The organism is Stenotrophomonas sp. YJH_SMC_43, from assembly GCF_059372535.1.
The window spans coordinates 1147032-1163884 of record NZ_JCAFVQ010000002.1 but is presented as its reverse complement, the minus strand read 5'-3'; the positions used below and the strand labels follow the sequence as shown (position 1 = coordinate 1163884).

Genomic DNA, 16853 nt, shown 5'->3' with positions numbered 1-16853 from the left:
TTTCGCTGGGGCCGTGATGCGGAGGTCAGGGCTGGGCAGTCTGCAGGCTGTAGCGGGTGGTGGCGGTGAACACCGCACCGTCAGGCTGGGTGGAGCGTACTTCGACCTTGTGGCTGCCCACCGCCAGATCGGTCGGCAGCGCGCCACGCCACAGGTGCGGCGATGCGGTGGCCTCCGGCGAGCGGTCGTAGCCACGCAGGCTGTCAGCCAGATCGTCGGCCACGTTCTCCACCATCAGGCGCGGATCGGGCTGGCTGACCTGCTTCATCGGCTGCCAGGCGCCGCCATCGACGCGGTACTCGACCACGCTGGCATCCTCACCCATGTAGACGTTGGCATAGATGCCCCACGCCGGGTAGGCCCCCTGGCGCAGCACCTTCGGCGCATGCAGGCCGATCTGCTCGCTGGCCGACTTGCCCGCCACGCGGTACTGCAGCTTGTAGCTGCCATTGCCGGCCACGTCGAGCAATGCATAGCCCTTCGGCGTGCCATCGCTCATGGTGCTGTCCGGCACGCCGGCGGCATTCTTCACGCCCGACCAGAACGCACCGCAGTTGGCACCCACGTTGTATTCGTGCAGCGGCTTGCCGCCGTTCCAGCCGTCGGCCTTGCCGTGGTAGACGTGCTGCTGGGTGTGGCTGTGGCCGCTGAGCACCAGCACGTTGCGGAAGTCCTTCAACAGGTCGAACAGGCGCTGACGGTCAGCATGGCGGAAGGTCTCGCGTCCCGGCGCGGCGTCGAACAGCGGGATGTGCATGCCCAGCACCAGCAGGCGGTCCTTGTGCAGGCCCTTCAGGTAGCTGGCAAGGAAGGCGAACTGGTCCTCGCGCAGTCCACCGACATACTTCGGCTTGGCCTTGGGGTCGTACACCACGTCATCGAGGAACACGAAACTGGCGCCACCCTCTTCCACCGCGTAGGTGTCCGGACCGTAGATGTTGCGCCAGCTGTCCAGCGAGTGTTCGTCGCTGGCCGCATCGAAATCGAGGTCGTGGTTGCCCGGCACATGGAACCACGGCACGCCAAGTCCGGTGGTGACCTTGTTGATCGCCGGGTAGAGAGTCAAGTCATCGTTGACGATGTCACCCAGGGTGGTGCCCATGCGCGCCTTGGTCTGGCCGACCAGCGGCGCCACGATCGACTGCTGGTAGTAGCCGATGTCCTTCAGGCTCGCGGTCTGGGAGTCGGTGAACACCAGCATCTGGAAGCCGCGCCGACTGTCATGGCGATCCGACTGCAGGGCGAAATCCCAGTTGCGGGTGACGTCGCTGGTCGCGGCGATGCCGCCGTACTTCAACGCCGGCGAACCGTTCGGGCGATAGTGCCGCCAGAACGAGGGCAGGCCATCGGCCGCCTTCGGGAACGAATACGCATCGGGCTTGATCACGAACACGGTCTGGCCATCACGCACCGGCAGGCTGTAGCTGCCGTCGGCGGCGGTCTTGACGAGGGTCTCGCCGTTGGAGACCTGCACCCCGGCCAGGCCCGGATCGGTCGCACCGCGACCCGGCCGGCCGTCGCGTTCCAGATAGACCTTGCCGGTGACCACAGTGTCCGCGGCCCAGGCCGGCGAGGTCAGCAACAGGCAGCACAGCCACGCGGCAGGCAGTTTCATGGGAGAGATCCAGCAGAAAGAGACGCGGTATTGTAGAGCCGAGCCATGCTCGGCTGCATTTCAAGATGGTAGTACCGGCCGCTGGCCGGCAACCTCACATTCGTCGGACGTCGGGTGGTTGCTGGCCAACGGCCGGCACTACCGCACCTCAACGATGGCGCTTTTCCAGCACCGCCCGCGCATCCTCCAGCGACAGCCCGCGCGCGCGCAGCAGCACCAGCAGGTGGTACAGCAGGTCCGAAGCCTCGCCCAGCAGCGCCTCGTCATCCTGCGCCACCGCCGCCAAGGCGGTCTCCACGCCCTCCTCGCCCACCTTCTGCGCGATGCGGCGGATGCCGCCCTCGAACAGGCTCGTGGTGTAGCTGCCCGTTGGCCGCTGTGCCTCGCGCATCGCCACCAACTGGGCCAGCCCGCCAAGGAAGTCCTTCGGCGCGCCATCGAAGCAGCTCTCCGCACCGGTGTGACAGGTCGGCCCGGCCGGGCGTGCCATCACCAGCAGCGTATCGGCATCGCAGTCCACGCTGATCGACTGCACCACCAGCACGTTGCCGGACTGCTCGCCCTTGGTCCACAGCCGCTGCTTGCTGCGGCTGAAGAACGTCATGTGCCCGATCGCCAGGGTGGCCGCCAATGATTCGGCGCTGACATAGCCCAGCATCAGCACCTGCAGGGTATCGGCATCCTGCACGACAGCGGGCAGCAGTCCGTCACCCTTGCCCCAGTCCAACGCCTGCAATGCGTCCGACGACGGCCTGACTTCAATAGACATCCCGCACCTCGATCTGCTGTCCGCGCAGGTAGCGCTTCAATTCCGGAATGGCGATGGCACCGCTGTGGAACACACTGGCCGCCAGCGCGCCGTCGACGTCGGCCTGGTCGAAGGCTTCGGCAAAGTGCTCCATCGCGCCGGCACCGCCAGAGGCGATCAACGGTACCTGGCACAGTGCCCGCGCCTGTTGCAGTTGCACGACATCGTAGCCACGGCGCACGCCATCGCTGTCCATGCAGTTCAGCACGATCTCACCGGCGCCCCGCCGTTGCGCCTCGACAATCCAGTCCAGGGTGCGCAGTGGCACCGCCTGGGTCTTGTCCGGGTCCCCGCTGAAGCGGCGCACCCGCCACTGTCCATCGGTCTCGCGTACCGAATCGACACCGACCACCACACACTGCACGCCGAACTCGTCGGCCAGTTCAGTGATCAGTTCCGGACGGCCCAACGCCGGCGAGTTGATCGACACCTTGTCGGCACCGGCGAACAGCACGCGACGCGCGGTTTCCACGCTGTCGATGCCACCGGCCACGCAGAACGGAATGTCGATCAGCCGCGCGATGCGCTCGATCCAGGCCACGTCCACTGAACGCGCCTCGGGGCTGGCGCCGATGTCATAGAACACCAGCTCGTCGGCGCCCTGGTCACGGTAGCGCTGCGCCAGCTCGGCGATATCGCCCATGTCGACGTGGTCGCGGAAACGCACGCCCTTGACCACGCGGCCATCGCGCACGTCCAGGCACGGAATGATGCGCCGGCTCAACATGCCAGTGCCTCCGCCAGGTCCATGCGCTGCTCCAGCAGCGCCTTGCCAAGGATCGCGCCACCGCAGCCTGCACGTCGCGCTTCGGCAACGTCGGCCACGTCACGGATGCCGCCGGAAGCCTGCACCGCCACGCCCGGCAGCAGCGCCGACAGGTGCTGGTAGAGGCTGATGTTGGGCCCGGCCAGCATGCCGTCGCGGGCGATGTCGGTGCACAGCAGGTGGCGCATGCCGGCGCGTGCGTAGCGCTGAGCCAGAACGTCCAGGGTCACCCCGGCGTTCTCGGTCCAGCCGTGCACCGGCAGCTGCCACTGGCCCTGTGCATCCTGGCGGGCGTCAAGCGCAATGGTGATGCGTTCGGCGCCGAACTCCTCCAGCCAGCCCACCACCTCATCGGGACGGCGCACGGCCAGCGAGCCGACCACTACGCGACCGGCGCCGGCATCGAGGATGCGCGCCACGTCGTCGCGACCGCGCACGCCACCGCCGGTCTGCACCTGCAGCGGCGTCTGCGCACGGACCGACGCGAGCAGCGGCGCAAGGGTGTAGCCACCGGCACGCGCAGCGTCCAGGTCGACCAGATGCATCCACTGCGCGCCCTGCGCAGCAAAGGCCTGCGCGCGCGGCAGGGCGTCGTCGCCATACGAGGTTTCCTGCGCATAGTCGCCCTGGCGCAGCCGCACCACGCGGCCATCACGGATATCCAGCGCGGGGTAAACGATGAAACTCATGCAGCCGTGCCCTCGAGGAAGTTGCGCAGCATCAGCGAGCCGGTCTCGCCGGAGCGCTCGGGGTGGAACTGTGCGCCGTAGTAACGCCCCTGCTCCACCACGGCAGTGAACAGGCCACCGTGGTCGCAGGCAGCGACAGTGTGGGTATTGAGTGGTGCCGCATAGCTGTGCACGAAGTAGGCGCTGGCGCGCTCCGGCACACCGCGCAGCAGCAGCGATTCGCGCAGCGGCAGCAGCCGGTTCCAGCCCATGTGCGGCACGCGGATGCCGCAGGCCGGCACCAGCTTGCGCACCACGCCGGGAATCAGCCCCAGTGTCTCCACACCCGCTTCCTCGGAGCGTTCGAACAGCAGCTGCATGCCGAGGCAGATACCCATCAGCGGCACCTCCAGTCGCTGCAGCGATTCCACCAGGCCCTGCGCGTGCAGGCGCTGCATGCCGGGACCGGCGGCGCCGACACCGGGCAGGATCACCCGCTGCGCGCCGATCAGGCCGTCCGCATCGCGCACCAGCCGCACCGTCGCACCCAGACGCTCCAATGCATAGCGCACCGAGCCCAGGTTGGCACCGCCGGCATCGATCAGCGCGACGTCGCTCACAACGCCCCCTTGGTGGAAGGCAGCGCGGTGCCCTGCCGGGCCAACGCCGGACGCAGCGCACGCGCCAGCGCCTTGAAGCAGGCCTCGACCTTGTGGTGATCGTTGTCGCCGCGCACCTGCAGGTTGAGGTTCAGGCCACTGGCGTCGCACAGCGAGCGGAAGAAGTGCGGCACCAGCTCGGTCGGCATATCGCCCACGCGCTCACGCTTGAACTCACCTTCGAACACGAAGTACGGCCGGCCGCTGAAATCCAGTGCGGCGCTGGCCAGCGTCTCATCCATCGGCAGGGTGAAGCCGTAGCGGCCAATGCCGCGCTTGTCGCCCAGCGCCTCGCGCAGCGCCTGGCCCAATGCGAGCCCGGTGTCCTCGATGGTGTGGTGCTCGTCGATGTGCAGGTCACCCTCGGCCTGGATGTCCAGCGCGAAGCCACCATGCTTGCCGATCTGCTCCAGCATGTGATCGAAGAACGGCAGTCCGGTGGAGATGCGCGCATCGCCCGCACGATCCAGATCGAGTTCTACGCGGATCTTCGTTTCTTTCGTATTGCGCTGGACCACGGCGGTACGCGGCGCGTCGGCCAGCGCGTGGGCAATGCCCGCCCAGTCCCACTCGCCACCAAACTGTTCGGTGCGCAGCTGGAAACCACGGATATTGAGGTTGTCGGCGAACTGCAGGTCGGTGATGCGGTCACCCACCATGCCCGAACGCGCCCAGTCGATGCTGCGGTCCTGCAGGTAGGCGGTCATCAGGCCGATGCCCGGCTTGCGGGTCGGCGCTTTGTCCTGCGGCCAGCTGCAGTCGATCAGCACATCACGGAAGGTGATGCCCTGGCTCTCGAAGATCTGCAGCATCAGGTCGTTGGGGCCATCGAAGCTGGCGCGCGGGTAGCTGTCGCTGCCGAGGCCGTCCTGGTTGGTGATGATCACGAACTGGTAGCCGGCATCCCGCAGTTTCAGCAGCGCCGGGATCACCTGCGGCACGAAGCGCAGCTTCTCGTAGGCATCGATCTGGAAGTCGGACGGCTCCTCGATGAGGGTGCCGTCGCGGTCGATGAACAGGATCGGGGTCATGCTGCGGCCCTCCGCGCCGACAGGGCCGCAAGCACGCGGTCATTCTCTGCGGGACTGCCGATGCTGATGCGCAATGCATCGTCCAGCTGCGGCGCGGCGCGCTGGTCGCGCACCACCACACCGACATTCAGCAACGTGTCGAACGCCGCCTGCGCATCGGCGAAGCGGACCAGCAGGTAGTTGCCGGACGAGGCGTACACCCGGCGTACACCGGGCAGGCTGGCCAGTGCCGTTCGCAGGCGCTCGCGTTCGGCGATGACCGTGGCCACGCGTTCGGCGGTGCGTGCCAGCGCTTCGGGTTGCAGTGCCTGCACGGCCAGCTCGGCGCACGGGGTCGGCACCGGGTACGGCGCCTGGCAGCGGCGCAGCACGGCAATCAGCTCGGGGGCGGCGATCAGGCTGCCAATGCGTGCGGCGGCGAGTGCATGGGCCTTCGACAGCGTGCGCAGCACCGCCACGTTGGCGTGCGCGGCCAACAACGTGGTCGCCGACGGGCGCAGCGCGTACTCGACGTAAGCCTCGTCGACCACCACCAGCGCCTGCCCGCGCAGAGCGGCGGCCACCCGCTCGATCTCGGCCAGGCCGATATCGCTGCCGGCCGGGTTGGACGGCGCGCACAGGAAGACCAGCTTGGCGTTGCGCGACTTGGCCGTATCGATCACAGCATCCAGATCCGTACGCAGGCCGACTTCGGTATCAACCAGCGGCACCTCAAGCAGTGCGGCGCCCTGCAGGCGCGCGCAGACCGCATACATGCCGAACACCGGCGGCGTGACCAGCACGCCATCGCGGCCCGGCACGCACAGCGCGCGCACCAGCAGATCAATGGCTTCGTCACTGCCGCGACCAATCAGCAGCTGCTGTGGCGTCACGCCGTACAGCGCCGCCAGTCCCTCGCGCAATGCCAACGGCTGCGGTTCGGGATAGCGCCGGCTGCTGCCTGCGGCATCAGCGGGATTGGCCCAGGCCGACTCATTGGCGTTCAACCAGACCTCGCCCTGCACCGCCGCGCTGCGCGCCGAGCTGTAGCCAGCGAACGCCTGCAGATCCGGGCGCACCAGTGCCAGCACGTCATCAATGGCGGCGCTCATGCGGCAGCCTCCATGCGCAGGGCAACCGCACGTTCGTGCGCGTCCAGGCCTTCAGCGCTGGCGATGATGCGTGCGCAGCCGCCGATTGCGGCCAGGCCGGCGGCGCTGGCGCTCTGCACGCTGATCAGGTTCTGGAAGCTGGCCACGCTGACGCCACTGTAGGCACGCGCGGCACCGGCGGTCGGCAGCACGTGGTTGGTGCCGCTGCAGTAGTCGCCCAGTGCTTCCGGCGTGTAATCGCCGAGGAACACCGAGCCGGCCGCCTGCACCTTGTCCAGCCACGCGCGCGGGTCGCGCAGGGCCAGGATCAGGTGCTCGGGCGCATAGCGGTTGCTGATCGCGAAGGCTTCCTCCAGCGAATCGACCTGGATCAGGCGCGAGGCCGACAGCGCCTGGCGTGCGATCTGCTGGCGCGGCAGCAGGGCCACCTGGCGCTCCACTTCCGCCTCGACCGCCGCCAGCATCGCGGCATCGTCGGTCAGCAGAAGGACCTGCGAATCCGGGCCATGCTCGGCCTGCGACAGCAGATCGGCAGCCACGAACGCCGGATTGGCACCCGCATCGGCGATCACCAGCACTTCCGACGGGCCGGCCGGCATGTCGATGGCGGCGGCGCCGTCCTGTGCGACCTGCTGCTTGGCTTCGGTGACGAAGCTGTTGCCGGGCCCGAACAGCTTGTCGCAGGCCGGGATGGTGGCGGTGCCATAGGCCATCGCGGCAATCGCCTGCGCGCCGCCGAGCTTGAACACGCGCTGCACGCCGGTCAGGCGCGCGGCCACCAGCACCGCCGGATCCGCGCTGCCATCGGCGCGTGGCGGCGTACACAGCACCACCTGCGGGCAGCCAGCTAGTTGCGCCGGCACGCCCAGCATCAACGCGGTGGACGGCAACGGCGCACTGCCTGCCGGTACGTACAGGCCGACCCGGCCGATCGGCCGCAGCATGCGTTCGCAGACCACGCCCGGTGCGGTCTCCACGGCATAGCCCTTGCCCATGCCAGCCTCATGGAAGCGCGTGATGCGCTCGGCAGCTTCGACCATCGCCTGGCGCAGTTCGGCCGGCACCGCCGCTTCGGCGGCCGCGAACTCGTTTTCGGACACTTCAAAGGAGACCAGCTCGACACCGTCGAAACGTGCGGTGATCGTACGCAGCGCGTCGTCACCCTGTTCGCGCACTTCTGCAATCAGCGTGGCCACCGCGTCGCAGGTCTGCTGCGCCACGGTCTGCACCGGGCGGGTCAATGCCGCGCTACGCGCGGCCTCATCAAGTCGGGACCAGATCAGACGGTTCATGCCAGCGATCGCTCCACGCTCAACACCATCAGGCCCTGCGCGCCAGCGCGCTCCAGTTCTTCCATGCGCTGCCAGCTCAACGGGCCGGGGCACATGGTCTGCAGGCGCAGCGCACCGCCATCGGCCGGCAGCCGCACCAGCGGCTCGGCATCGGCCAGCAGCTGTGCCAGCGCATCCACGCGGTCTTCGCTGGCGCGGAACATCAGCAGCTTGCGGTCCTGGCGCTGCACCACGCCGTCGAGACGGCGCAGCAGCATCGCCCGCAGCGACGCGCGTGCGTCATCCGGCACCCGCACCGCGCCCGCCAGCACCGCCTCGCTGTCGAGCAGGTTGTGCACCGGGGTCAACTGGTTGGCGCGCAGCGTGGCGCCGCTGGAGACCAGGTCGCAGATCAGGTCGGCGGTACCGAGGCGTGGCGCGATCTCCACCGAACCGGACAGCTCGACCACCTGTGCATCCACGCCCTGCTCATCCAGCCACTGCTTGAGGATGGCCGGATAGCTGGTGGCGATGCGGGTGCCGGCCAGCTGCGCCGGGCCCTGCCACTGCCATTCCTCAGGCACCGCCAGCATCAGCCGACACTGGCCGAAGCCCAGCCCGCGCAGCGCCTGGTAGGCATCGGGCAGGCCGATCTGACGGCGGGCCGCGGCCTGTTCATCCAGCTCGTTGCGGCCGACGATGCCGAGGTCGCAGACGCCGTCGGCGATCAGGCCCGGGATGTCGTCATCGCGCACCAGCAGCAGGTCCACCGGCAGCGATTCGCCGTAGCAGAACAGCTTGTCGCGGCTTTCGCGCCAGCTCAGGCCGCAGGCACTGAGCAGGTTGCGAGCGGGCTCGGCCAGCCGGCCACTCTTCTGGATGGCGATACGCAACCGGTCTCGTGCCGGCGCTGCCTGGGTTGCACTCATGGGGGAGGTCTCGAAGTTCGGAACGGGGCGCGGGTCAGCGCGAAGCAAGGCGGTCGATGGCGGCGGCATAGCCTCGATGGCCATGCTCGAGCGTGCGTGCCACTCGTCCGGTGGTGGTCACGCTGACCCCGGTGCGCTCGTGGATCTCGCGGTAGGGCACGCCCTGCTGCAGCAGCGGCACCACCTTCCAGCGGTCGGCCATGGCTTCCAGCTCGGCGGGGGTGCACAGGTCGCGCAGGAACGCTTCCACCTGCTCCGGCTCGCGCAGGGCGGCAAAGGCCCGGGCCAGGGCTTGCAGGTCGGCCTTCGGGTCTTTGGCGGCAATGTCCGGGCGGGCTTTCACGGGGTCGTTTCCATGCATCAATGTAATAGTGCGTTAGTACATTAGCGCATTCTTGCGCAGTGCGTCAAATCGTGGATTGGGTTGGGGTACGGCAGGGCCGCGCCCTGCTCCCGCAGAGGCAACGTCTACGTCAAAAGAAGGCATCCCAAGGGTTGCCGGGGCGGGTCCGGTCGAGGGGGACGCTGCAAGTACCCCTCCGGGGCCCGGCCCAGCCGCTGGCGGCTGTGCGTTCGGGCGCTTGCGAAGCAGTGCTTCGCAAGCAAAGCGCCCTCACCCATGTAGCTCGGTCGCCGCTTGCTCGTGTGCGCTGTCCTGCGCACACGGCAAGACCGGGGCTGGGCATCCCGCCCAACCCGCCCGAGGCATGCCTCGGGCCCATGCGGCTCACGCCCCTCAACCGGACCCACCCCGCCTTCGACAGTTGGCCGCGAGCTGTCGGGACGGCCGGGGCCCGGAAACGAGAACGCCCACCGGGTGGTGGGCGTTCTCGTGGCGTGTTGGCGCGCGGCCAACCGGCCGTTACATCACCTTCGACTGCTCCAGCTCGACCTGCAGGGTGCTGGCCAGCTCGTCGCGGGAGACTTCGAACTGCTGCTCGCGCAGCAGGTCCTTCACCGCCACCACGCCGCGCGCCAGTTCGTCCTCACCGGCCAGCACCACGAAGCGGATGCCGGCCTTGGCGGCGTACTGGAACTGCTTGCCGATCTTCTTCGGTTCCATCTGCACTTCGGTATTGATGCCACCGGCGCGCAGGCGGCGCGCGATGTCCAGCGACTGCGGCATACCCTGCTCGTCCATCAGCGCCACCAGCGCCTGCACGCTGCTGGCTTCGATGCCGTCGATCAGGCCGGCCTCGCGCAGCTGCCAGAACAGGCGCGACAGGCCGATGGAGATGCCCACGCCCGGCAGCTTCGACTTGCTGTAGTGGCTGGCCAGGTCTTCGTAGCGGCCGCCCGAGCAGATCGAGCCGATCTGCGGGTGATCGGTCAGCGTGGTCTCGTAGACGGTGCCGGTGTAGTAGTCCAGGCCGCGCGCGATGGAGAAGTTCAGGCAGTACGCGGTTTCCGGCACGCCCAGCGCCTGCACCAGCTGCAGCACTTCGCGTAGTTCAGCAACACCGGCACGCAGGATCTCCGAAGAACCGGCGTCGGCTTCAAGCGTGGCCAGGTGCGCCAGCGCATCGGCATGACCCTGCGAACGCACGGCCACGAATGCCAGGATCTTCTCGACCTGCTCGGCCGGAATCTCGAAGCCCTCGCCCACCAGCGTTTCGCGCACGTAATCGGCACCGCGCTTGTCCAGCTTGTCCACTTCGCGCAGTACCGCCAGCTGGCGCTCGCCTTCGGCCACGCCCAGGCTTTCGAAGAAGCCGCGCATCAGCTTGCGGTTGTTCAGCTGGATGCTGAAGTCACCGATGCGCAGTTCCGAGAACACCGCGTGGATGACCGCCAGCACTTCGGCGTCGTAACGCACGCTCAGGCTGTCCTTGCCGATCACGTCGATGTCGCACTGGTAGAACTCGCGGAAACGGCCGCGCTGGGCACGCTCGCCACGGTACACGCGCTGCATCTGGTAACGGCGGAACGGGAAGGTCAGTTCGTGTTCGTGCTCGGCCACGTAGCGCGCCAGCGGCACGGTCAGGTCGAAGCGCAGCGCCATTTCCGGCAGCGAACGATCACCCGATTCGGCGGCGTTGGCCAGCGCACCGGTGGACTGCACGAAATACACCTGGCGCTCGGTCTCGCCACCGGACTTGGTCAGCAGCACGTCGGACAGCTCGAACACCGGCGTCTCCACCGGCAGGAACCCGAAGCGCTCGTAGTTGCGGCGGATGACATCCAGCATGCGCTGGAACGCAATCTGCTCGCGCGGCAGCAGTTCAAGGGTGCCGGGCGGGGTACGGGGCTTGATCACGGGCGGAACTCCTGCTGGAACGGGACGTGGGAGGGGGCGACATTCTAGCGCCCCCGCCTCCGGCAAGGTCGAACGGCCGCTTGAAGTATCATAAGGCCCTCCCCGCCCGCGATACGCCCCCGCACCATGTCACGGCCTTCCGGCGCTCCGCCCGCCACCAACGATCCCGCCTCGCCGTCCTGCGCCACGCTGGACTGCCTGCACTGCTCGGTTCGCCACCTTGCGGTGTGCTCGGCGCTGTCGCCCGATGAAGTGCAGGCGCTGGAACAGGTCACCGTATCGCAGCAGGTCAGCATGGGCAGCACGCTGGCCCGCACCGGTGAAGAGCGCGACCATGTCTATACATTGACCGGCGGCGCACTGCGCCTGGTGCGCACCCTGGCCGACGGCCGCCGCCAGATCAACGGCTTCGTGCTGCCCGGCGACTACCTGGGCCTGAGCGGCAGCGATCACCACCGCTACGACATCGAGGCCATCGCCGACAGCCGGGTATGCCGCGTTGCGCTGCCACAGATGAAGGCGTTGCGCAGCCGCTTCCCGCACCTGGAGCGCAAGCTGCTGCAGCGCGCCTGCCAGGAACTGGATGCCGCACAGGATGCTGCGCTGGCACTCGCACGCCTGCAGCCTGCCGAAAAACTGGCCGATTTCCTGCTGCGCCTGGCTGCACGCGAGGCCAAGCTGGGTGGCGACGGCCTGCGTGTGTCGCTGCCAATGGGCCGCGGCGACATCGCCGACCACCTGGGCCTGACCATGGAAACGGTCAGCCGCACCTTCACCAAGCTGCGCCAGCAGGGGCTGATCGCCCTGCCCCACCTGAACGTGGTGGAGATCCTCGACGAGGACGGGCTGCGCACGCTGGCCGGTGAAGGGTTGATCTGACCGCATCGCGGTTGGTGGGGTTGCCGGCCAGCGGCCGGCACTACCCGTGTTGCGCGAAGGGCATTGTAGAGTCGAGCCATGCTCGACTCATCGCGCCGTGCGCGAACAGCAGCCGAGCATGGCTCGGCTCTACATGGGAGCCAACACCTCACGCAACGCCGCGTAATCGGCGGCCAACGGTTCGGCGTGCGCCGGCCGCTGCAACAACACATCCAATGCAGGCGGCACGGCCACGGGTTCGCCGATCAACGGTTCGACCACAGCCTCGAACTTGGCCGGATGGGCGGTAGCCACCACCGCCCAGTCACCCTTGGCACCACGCGCGCGCAGATCCTGCAGCACCTTCACCGCCGTCGCCGTGTGCGGGCAGAACAGTTCGCCGCGGCTCGCATACGCTGCGGCAATCGTGGCGCGGATGGTCACGTCGTCCACCGCGAACGCACGGAACGCAGCGCGCAGCTCGGCATCATCTCCGTGGTAAAGCCAGCGCAGGCGTTCGAAGTTGCTTGGCGCCCCTACGTCCATTGCATTGGCCACGGTGGCCACACTGGCCTGCGGCTGGTAGTCGCCGCCGCTGAAGTACGCTGGCAGTACCGCATTGGCATTGGTGGCCAGCACGATCTGTCCGATCGGCACACCCAGCGCACGCGCCAGCACCGCAGCCATTGCGTTGCCAAGGTTGCCGGTCGGCACCACCAGGTTGAGCCGGCGACGGGTTTCAGCATGATGGGTCAGTGCCGCATGCGCGTAATAACTCATCTGCGGCAGCAGGCGGCCCAGGCTGATGCTGTTGGCCGAGCTCAGCGGCACCTGTGCCTGTAGTTCGCGGTCAGCCAGCGCCTGCTTGACCATGGCCTGGCAGTCGTCGAAAGCACCGGCCACGCGCAGCGCCTGGATGTTGTCGCCGAAACAACCGAGCTGGTGCGCCTGGCGCGGTGACACGCGGCCATCCGGATACAGCACCACCACGCGCACGCCCGGCTGGCGATGGAACGCCGCCGCCACTGCAGCACCGGTATCGCCAGAGGTGGCGACAACAATGCTCAGGTCGCGGTCCTTGCCGGCCTGCAGCCGCGAAAGTGTTCCGGCCAGGAAACGCGCACCGATATCCTTGAACGCCGCCGTCGGCCCATGGAACAGCTCCAGCACATGGTCGCCGTCGCCGAGTGCACGCAGTGGCACCGGGAAGTCGAACGCCTCGCGGCAGATCGAAGGCAGCGCTGCCTCCAGAGCATCACCTGCGAAGAACGGTGCCAGCAGATCGGCGGCGGTATCGGCCAGCGTTGCGCCGGCCTGCAGCTCACGTGGCGCCGGCAGCACCTGCGGAACATACAGCCCACCATCGGGCGCCAATCCTGCAGCGATCGCCGCACTGAGGCCGACGGACGGGGACTGGCCGCGGGTCGAAACAAATTGCATGGGTTGGGTATCCAGTAAAGGGGAAGGATTCAGCACAAGCGGGCTCCCGGTGCATCCAGCGGCGACACCCAGGCATCGCTGTCGAAACCGGCGGCGGCGAATGCCGCCTGCACCGGTGCGGCAGCGGCGCGGGCCTGGTCGGCGTCCTCGAACCAGGCGAACACGCTGGGGCCAGCGCCCGAAATGCCCGCGCCCATCGCATGCGCAGACAGCGCCGCATCGCGTGCGGCCTCGAAGCCCGCAATCAGGCCGGCGCGGCGAGGCTCCACCAGCACATCACGCAGGCCTGCGCGGACCAGCGCGGCGTCGCTGCGATGGCAGCCACTGAGTACCAGCGCAAGGTTCGCACTCTGTGCCACGAATTCACCCAGCGCATAGCTGCCCTGCAGCGCCTGGCGTGCGCGGCGTGTTTCCAGTACCGCGTGCGGATGCACCAGCAGGCTGTGCCAGGTAGCCGGTACCGGAATCGGCAGCAGGCGGTCGGCCGTGCACAGTGCAAGCCCGCCCAGCAGCAATGGCCCCACGTTGTCACCGTGACGGCCACCACTGGCCACCGCCTCGCCATCCAGCGCAAATGGATACAGCGCCTCGCGCGTCAGCGGCGCATCCAGCAGTGCATTGGCGGCGACCAGCGCAGCGACGCACGACGCTGCCGAACCGCCCATGCCGGAGCCGAACGGAATGCCCTTGTCGATCTCCACCGCGAATCCGAAGTCCAGGGCCAGCCCTGCGCGAAGCGACATCAGCGCAGCACCTGCGGTGTTACCAGCCGCATCCAGTGGCAGCTCGACCGCACTGCCACGTATCGCATCGATGCGCACCACCGGTTCATCGATGCGGCGCACGCTCACGGTATCGCCAACACCGGCGATGGCATGACCAAGAATGTCGAAACCCACCGCCACGTTGGCCACCGAGGCAGGCGCGAACGCACGTGCGATCACAGGCGCGCTCCTTCGCCGGCGGCCACCCGCAGCAGATCGGCGAACACACCGGCCGCTGTGACTTCCGGACCGGCCCCCGGCCCCTGCACCACCAACGGATTGTCGCAGTAACGGCGGGTACGGAACTGCACCACGTTGTCGGTCAGCCGCAGATTGGCGAAGGCGTGGTCGGCGGGCAGTTCCTGCAGGCCCACCGAGGCGCCGTCGGCACCCAGTTGTGCCACGTAGCGCAGCACCGCGCCACGCGCCCGCGCGTCCTGCAGGCGCTGAAGCAGGCTGGCATCGGACTCGCCCAGCCGCGCCATGAAGTCATCCACGCTGCCCTCGCGCAGTAGCGCCGGCACCAGGCTTTCCACCTGTACCTGTTCCAGGCTGAGTGCGTGGCCGGCTTCGCGGGCCAGGATCACCAGCTTGCGTGCCACGTCCACGCCCGAAAGATCATCGCGCGGGTCCGGCTCGGTGTAGCCCATCGACCGCGCCTGCGCGACCAGCTGCGAGAACGGCTGGCTGCCATCGAAGCGATTGAACAGCCAGGCCAGCGTGCCGGAGAAGATGCCCTCGATGGCCAGCACTTCATCACCGGTATCAACCAGGTCACGCAGCGTGGTGATCACCGGCAGGCCTGCACCCACCGTAGCCTCGTAGCGGAAGCGTGCGCCACTTGCCGCCGCCGCGGCGCGGATGCGCTGGTAGCGCGGCAGCGGCCCGGCCCCGGCCTGCTTGTTCGGGGTGACCACATGGATGCCGGCCGCCAGCCAGCCCTCGTAGCGCTCGGCCACCTCGGCGCTGCCGCTGCAGTCGATCACCACCGCATGCGGCAGGTGCGCGGCCAGCAGGTGTTCGGTGAAGCGATCCAGATCGCTGCACTCGCCGGCGTCCTGCAGAGCCTCCCGCCAGTCGGCGTGCAGGCCGTCCACTTCCAACCGCATGCGCGAGCGTGAGGCCAGTGCACGCAGGCGCAGGTCGACATTGGCCTTGGCCAGCAGCTGCGGGCGGGCCGCCAGCAGCTGGTCCAGCAGTGCGGCACCGACATTGCCCGGCCCGATCACACCGACCGCGAAGGTCTGCGGCGACAGCCAGAAACCGGCATGCGCCGCGCGCAGCGCGCGGGTGGCATCGGCGCTGTCCACCGCGACCGAGATGTTGCGTTCGGACGAACCCTGTGCGATCGCCAGGATGTTCACCTGCGCACGCCCCAGTGCCTCGAACAGGCGTGCGGCCACACCCGGCTGGCCGGCCATGCCGTCACCGACCGCCGCCAGTACGCTGACGCCCTCACTGACCTGCACGCGCTGCACCTGACCCACCGACAATTCGTGCGCGAACGCGTGCAGCAGCGCCTCGCGGCCACGCGCCGCTTCAGCAGCACGCACCACGCAGCAGATCGAATGCTCCGACGAACCCTGCGAGATCATCACCACCGACACCTGTGCCTGGCGCAGGGCCGCGAACACACGCTCGGCCGTACCGGGTACACCGATCAGGCCGGTGCCTTCCAGGTTCAGCAGGGCCAGCCCGGGGCTCAGGGTCAGGCCCTTCACTGGCCCGCGCGGCGAGCGCTCGGCACTGATGCGCGTACCCGGATGCGCCGGCTGGAACGTGTTGCGGATGAAGATCGGCAGGCCCAGGCGGATCGCCGGCGACATCGTCTGCGGGTGCACCACCTTGGCGCCGAAATAAGCCAGCTCGCAGGCCTCGTCGTAGCTCAGTGACTCCAGCTGCACCGCCTCGGGCACCAGCCGCGGGTCGGCCGACAGCACGCCGTCAACATCGGTCCAGATGTGCAGTTCATCGGCGTTGAACAGCGCGGCGAAGATCGCGCCGGAGTAATCGCTGCCGTTGCGGCCGAGGGTGGTGATACGGTCATCGCGATCACGCGCGACGAATCCGGTGGCAACCAGGCGCGATTGCGGGTGCTGCAGACGCCACTTGGCCAGGCGGTCGGCACTGGCTTCCCAGTCGACATCCACGCCCAGTTCACCGTGCCCGACCACCAGCACATCACGCGCATCGAGCACCGCACACTCTTCGCCCAACGCCCGCAGGTGGGTGCCAAGCAGCTGCGCGGAGAACACTTCGCCCAGGCCCTGCACGCGGTCCAGGACCTCGCGCGGCAGTTCACCGATCACCGCCAGCGCGGCCAGCACTTCGGCCAGCTGATCAAAGCGGGCGTCGATCCATTCGACCGTCTCGCCCACCTGCTCGCCCAACAGCGCCACGGCAGCGCCGCGATGTCGCGCGCGCAGCGCATGCCAGGCTTCACGCCAGCTTTCATCACCCTTGGCCGCCAGTTGGGCCAGTTCAATCAAGGCATCGGTGACGCCCTTCATCGCCGAGACGACAGTGACCTGCAGCGATTCGGGACGGGCCAGCAGCAGGCCGGCAACATGGCGGTAACGTTCGGCATCAGCCACCGAGGTGCCACCGAACTTGTGCACGACAGTGGACGGTGCAGCCAGATCGGCCTGGGCAACGGGATGAGCGGGGGCGTGGGAAGACATGCAGACCTCGGCAGG

General features: G+C 68.2%; 15 protein-coding genes. 1 reads left to right on the top strand and 14 read right to left on the bottom strand.

Annotation, left to right across the window (positions count from 1 at the left end; all coding sequences use genetic code 11):
• Window positions 1-25: 25 nt before the first annotated feature.
• From AC5QAH_RS11890 to hisS, 11 genes are all read right to left on the bottom strand, one after another.
• On the bottom strand, window positions 26-1615 hold the full coding sequence (locus AC5QAH_RS11890) for a calcineurin-like phosphoesterase C-terminal domain-containing protein (protein WP_010482581.1): 1590 nt from the start codon (window positions 1613-1615) through the stop codon (window positions 26-28).
• A 148-nt stretch (window positions 1616-1763) separates the two neighbouring features.
• Complete coding sequence (gene hisIE / locus AC5QAH_RS11885; protein WP_043397222.1) at window positions 1764-2384, bottom strand: bifunctional phosphoribosyl-AMP cyclohydrolase/phosphoribosyl-ATP diphosphatase HisIE; 621 nt, start codon at window positions 2382-2384, stop codon at window positions 1764-1766.
• Window positions 2374-3150, bottom strand: a complete 777-nt coding sequence (gene hisF, locus AC5QAH_RS11880) for an imidazole glycerol phosphate synthase subunit HisF (protein WP_012480036.1) — start codon at window positions 3148-3150, stop codon at window positions 2374-2376. The genes hisIE and hisF overlap by 11 nt, the downstream gene beginning before the upstream one ends.
• Window positions 3144-3878 carry a 1-(5-phosphoribosyl)-5-[(5-phosphoribosylamino)methylideneamino]imidazole-4-carboxamide isomerase gene (gene hisA / locus AC5QAH_RS11875; protein WP_010482585.1) on the bottom strand — a complete coding sequence of 245 codons (735 nt, stop codon included), beginning with the start codon at window positions 3876-3878 and terminating at the stop codon, window positions 3144-3146. The genes hisF and hisA overlap by 7 nt, the downstream gene beginning before the upstream one ends.
• The gene (gene hisH / locus AC5QAH_RS11870) at window positions 3875-4477 is read right to left on the bottom strand and encodes an imidazole glycerol phosphate synthase subunit HisH (RefSeq protein WP_012480034.1); all 603 of its coding nucleotides are present in this window, start codon (window positions 4475-4477) and stop codon (window positions 3875-3877) included. Before hisH ends, hisA begins: the two co-directional genes overlap by 4 nt.
• The gene (gene hisB, locus AC5QAH_RS11865; protein ID WP_311069135.1) at window positions 4474-5547 is read right to left on the bottom strand and encodes a bifunctional histidinol-phosphatase/imidazoleglycerol-phosphate dehydratase HisB; all 1074 of its coding nucleotides are present in this window, start codon (window positions 5545-5547) and stop codon (window positions 4474-4476) included. The genes hisH and hisB overlap by 4 nt, the downstream gene beginning before the upstream one ends.
• Entirely contained in the window at window positions 5544-6638 is a 1095-nt protein-coding gene (gene hisC / locus AC5QAH_RS11860; RefSeq protein ID WP_049453329.1) for a histidinol-phosphate transaminase, read from the bottom strand. The genes hisB and hisC overlap by 4 nt, the downstream gene beginning before the upstream one ends.
• The gene (gene hisD / locus AC5QAH_RS11855) at window positions 6635-7930 is read right to left on the bottom strand and encodes a histidinol dehydrogenase (protein WP_049453331.1); all 1296 of its coding nucleotides are present in this window, start codon (window positions 7928-7930) and stop codon (window positions 6635-6637) included. Before hisD ends, hisC begins: the two co-directional genes overlap by 4 nt.
• On the bottom strand, window positions 7927-8838 hold the full coding sequence (gene hisG / locus AC5QAH_RS11850; RefSeq protein WP_019338500.1) for an ATP phosphoribosyltransferase: 912 nt from the start codon (window positions 8836-8838) through the stop codon (window positions 7927-7929). Before hisG ends, hisD begins: the two co-directional genes overlap by 4 nt.
• Window positions 8839-8872: 34 nt before the next feature.
• Complete coding sequence (locus tag AC5QAH_RS11845; protein ID WP_167345309.1) at window positions 8873-9181, bottom strand: YerC/YecD family TrpR-related protein; 309 nt, start codon at window positions 9179-9181, stop codon at window positions 8873-8875.
• 519 nt (window positions 9182-9700) lie between these two features.
• Entirely contained in the window at window positions 9701-11095 is a 1395-nt protein-coding gene (hisS, locus tag AC5QAH_RS11840) for a histidine--tRNA ligase (RefSeq protein WP_049453131.1), read from the bottom strand.
• 126 nt (window positions 11096-11221) lie between these two features.
• Between hisS and AC5QAH_RS11835 the strand changes: the two genes are divergently transcribed.
• Window positions 11222-11974, top strand: coding sequence for a Crp/Fnr family transcriptional regulator (locus AC5QAH_RS11835; protein WP_043397202.1), 753 nt, complete (start codon window positions 11222-11224; stop codon window positions 11972-11974).
• Window positions 11975-12103: 129 nt separating this feature from the next.
• On the opposite strand, the gene thrC is transcribed toward AC5QAH_RS11835, so the two are convergent.
• The 3 genes from thrC to thrA are packed head-to-tail and all read right to left on the bottom strand — an operon-like array spanning window position 12104 to window position 16838.
• Entirely contained in the window at window positions 12104-13393 is a 1290-nt protein-coding gene (gene thrC, locus AC5QAH_RS11830; protein ID WP_049453133.1) for a threonine synthase, read from the bottom strand.
• Window positions 13394-13422: 29 nt separating this feature from the next.
• Window positions 13423-14337, bottom strand: coding sequence for a homoserine kinase (locus AC5QAH_RS11825; protein ID WP_043397198.1), 915 nt, complete (start codon window positions 14335-14337; stop codon window positions 13423-13425).
• Entirely contained in the window at window positions 14334-16838 is a 2505-nt protein-coding gene (gene thrA, locus AC5QAH_RS11820; protein ID WP_049453135.1) for a bifunctional aspartate kinase/homoserine dehydrogenase I, read from the bottom strand. The genes AC5QAH_RS11825 and thrA overlap by 4 nt, the downstream gene beginning before the upstream one ends.
• Window positions 16839-16853: the final 15 nt, after the last annotated feature.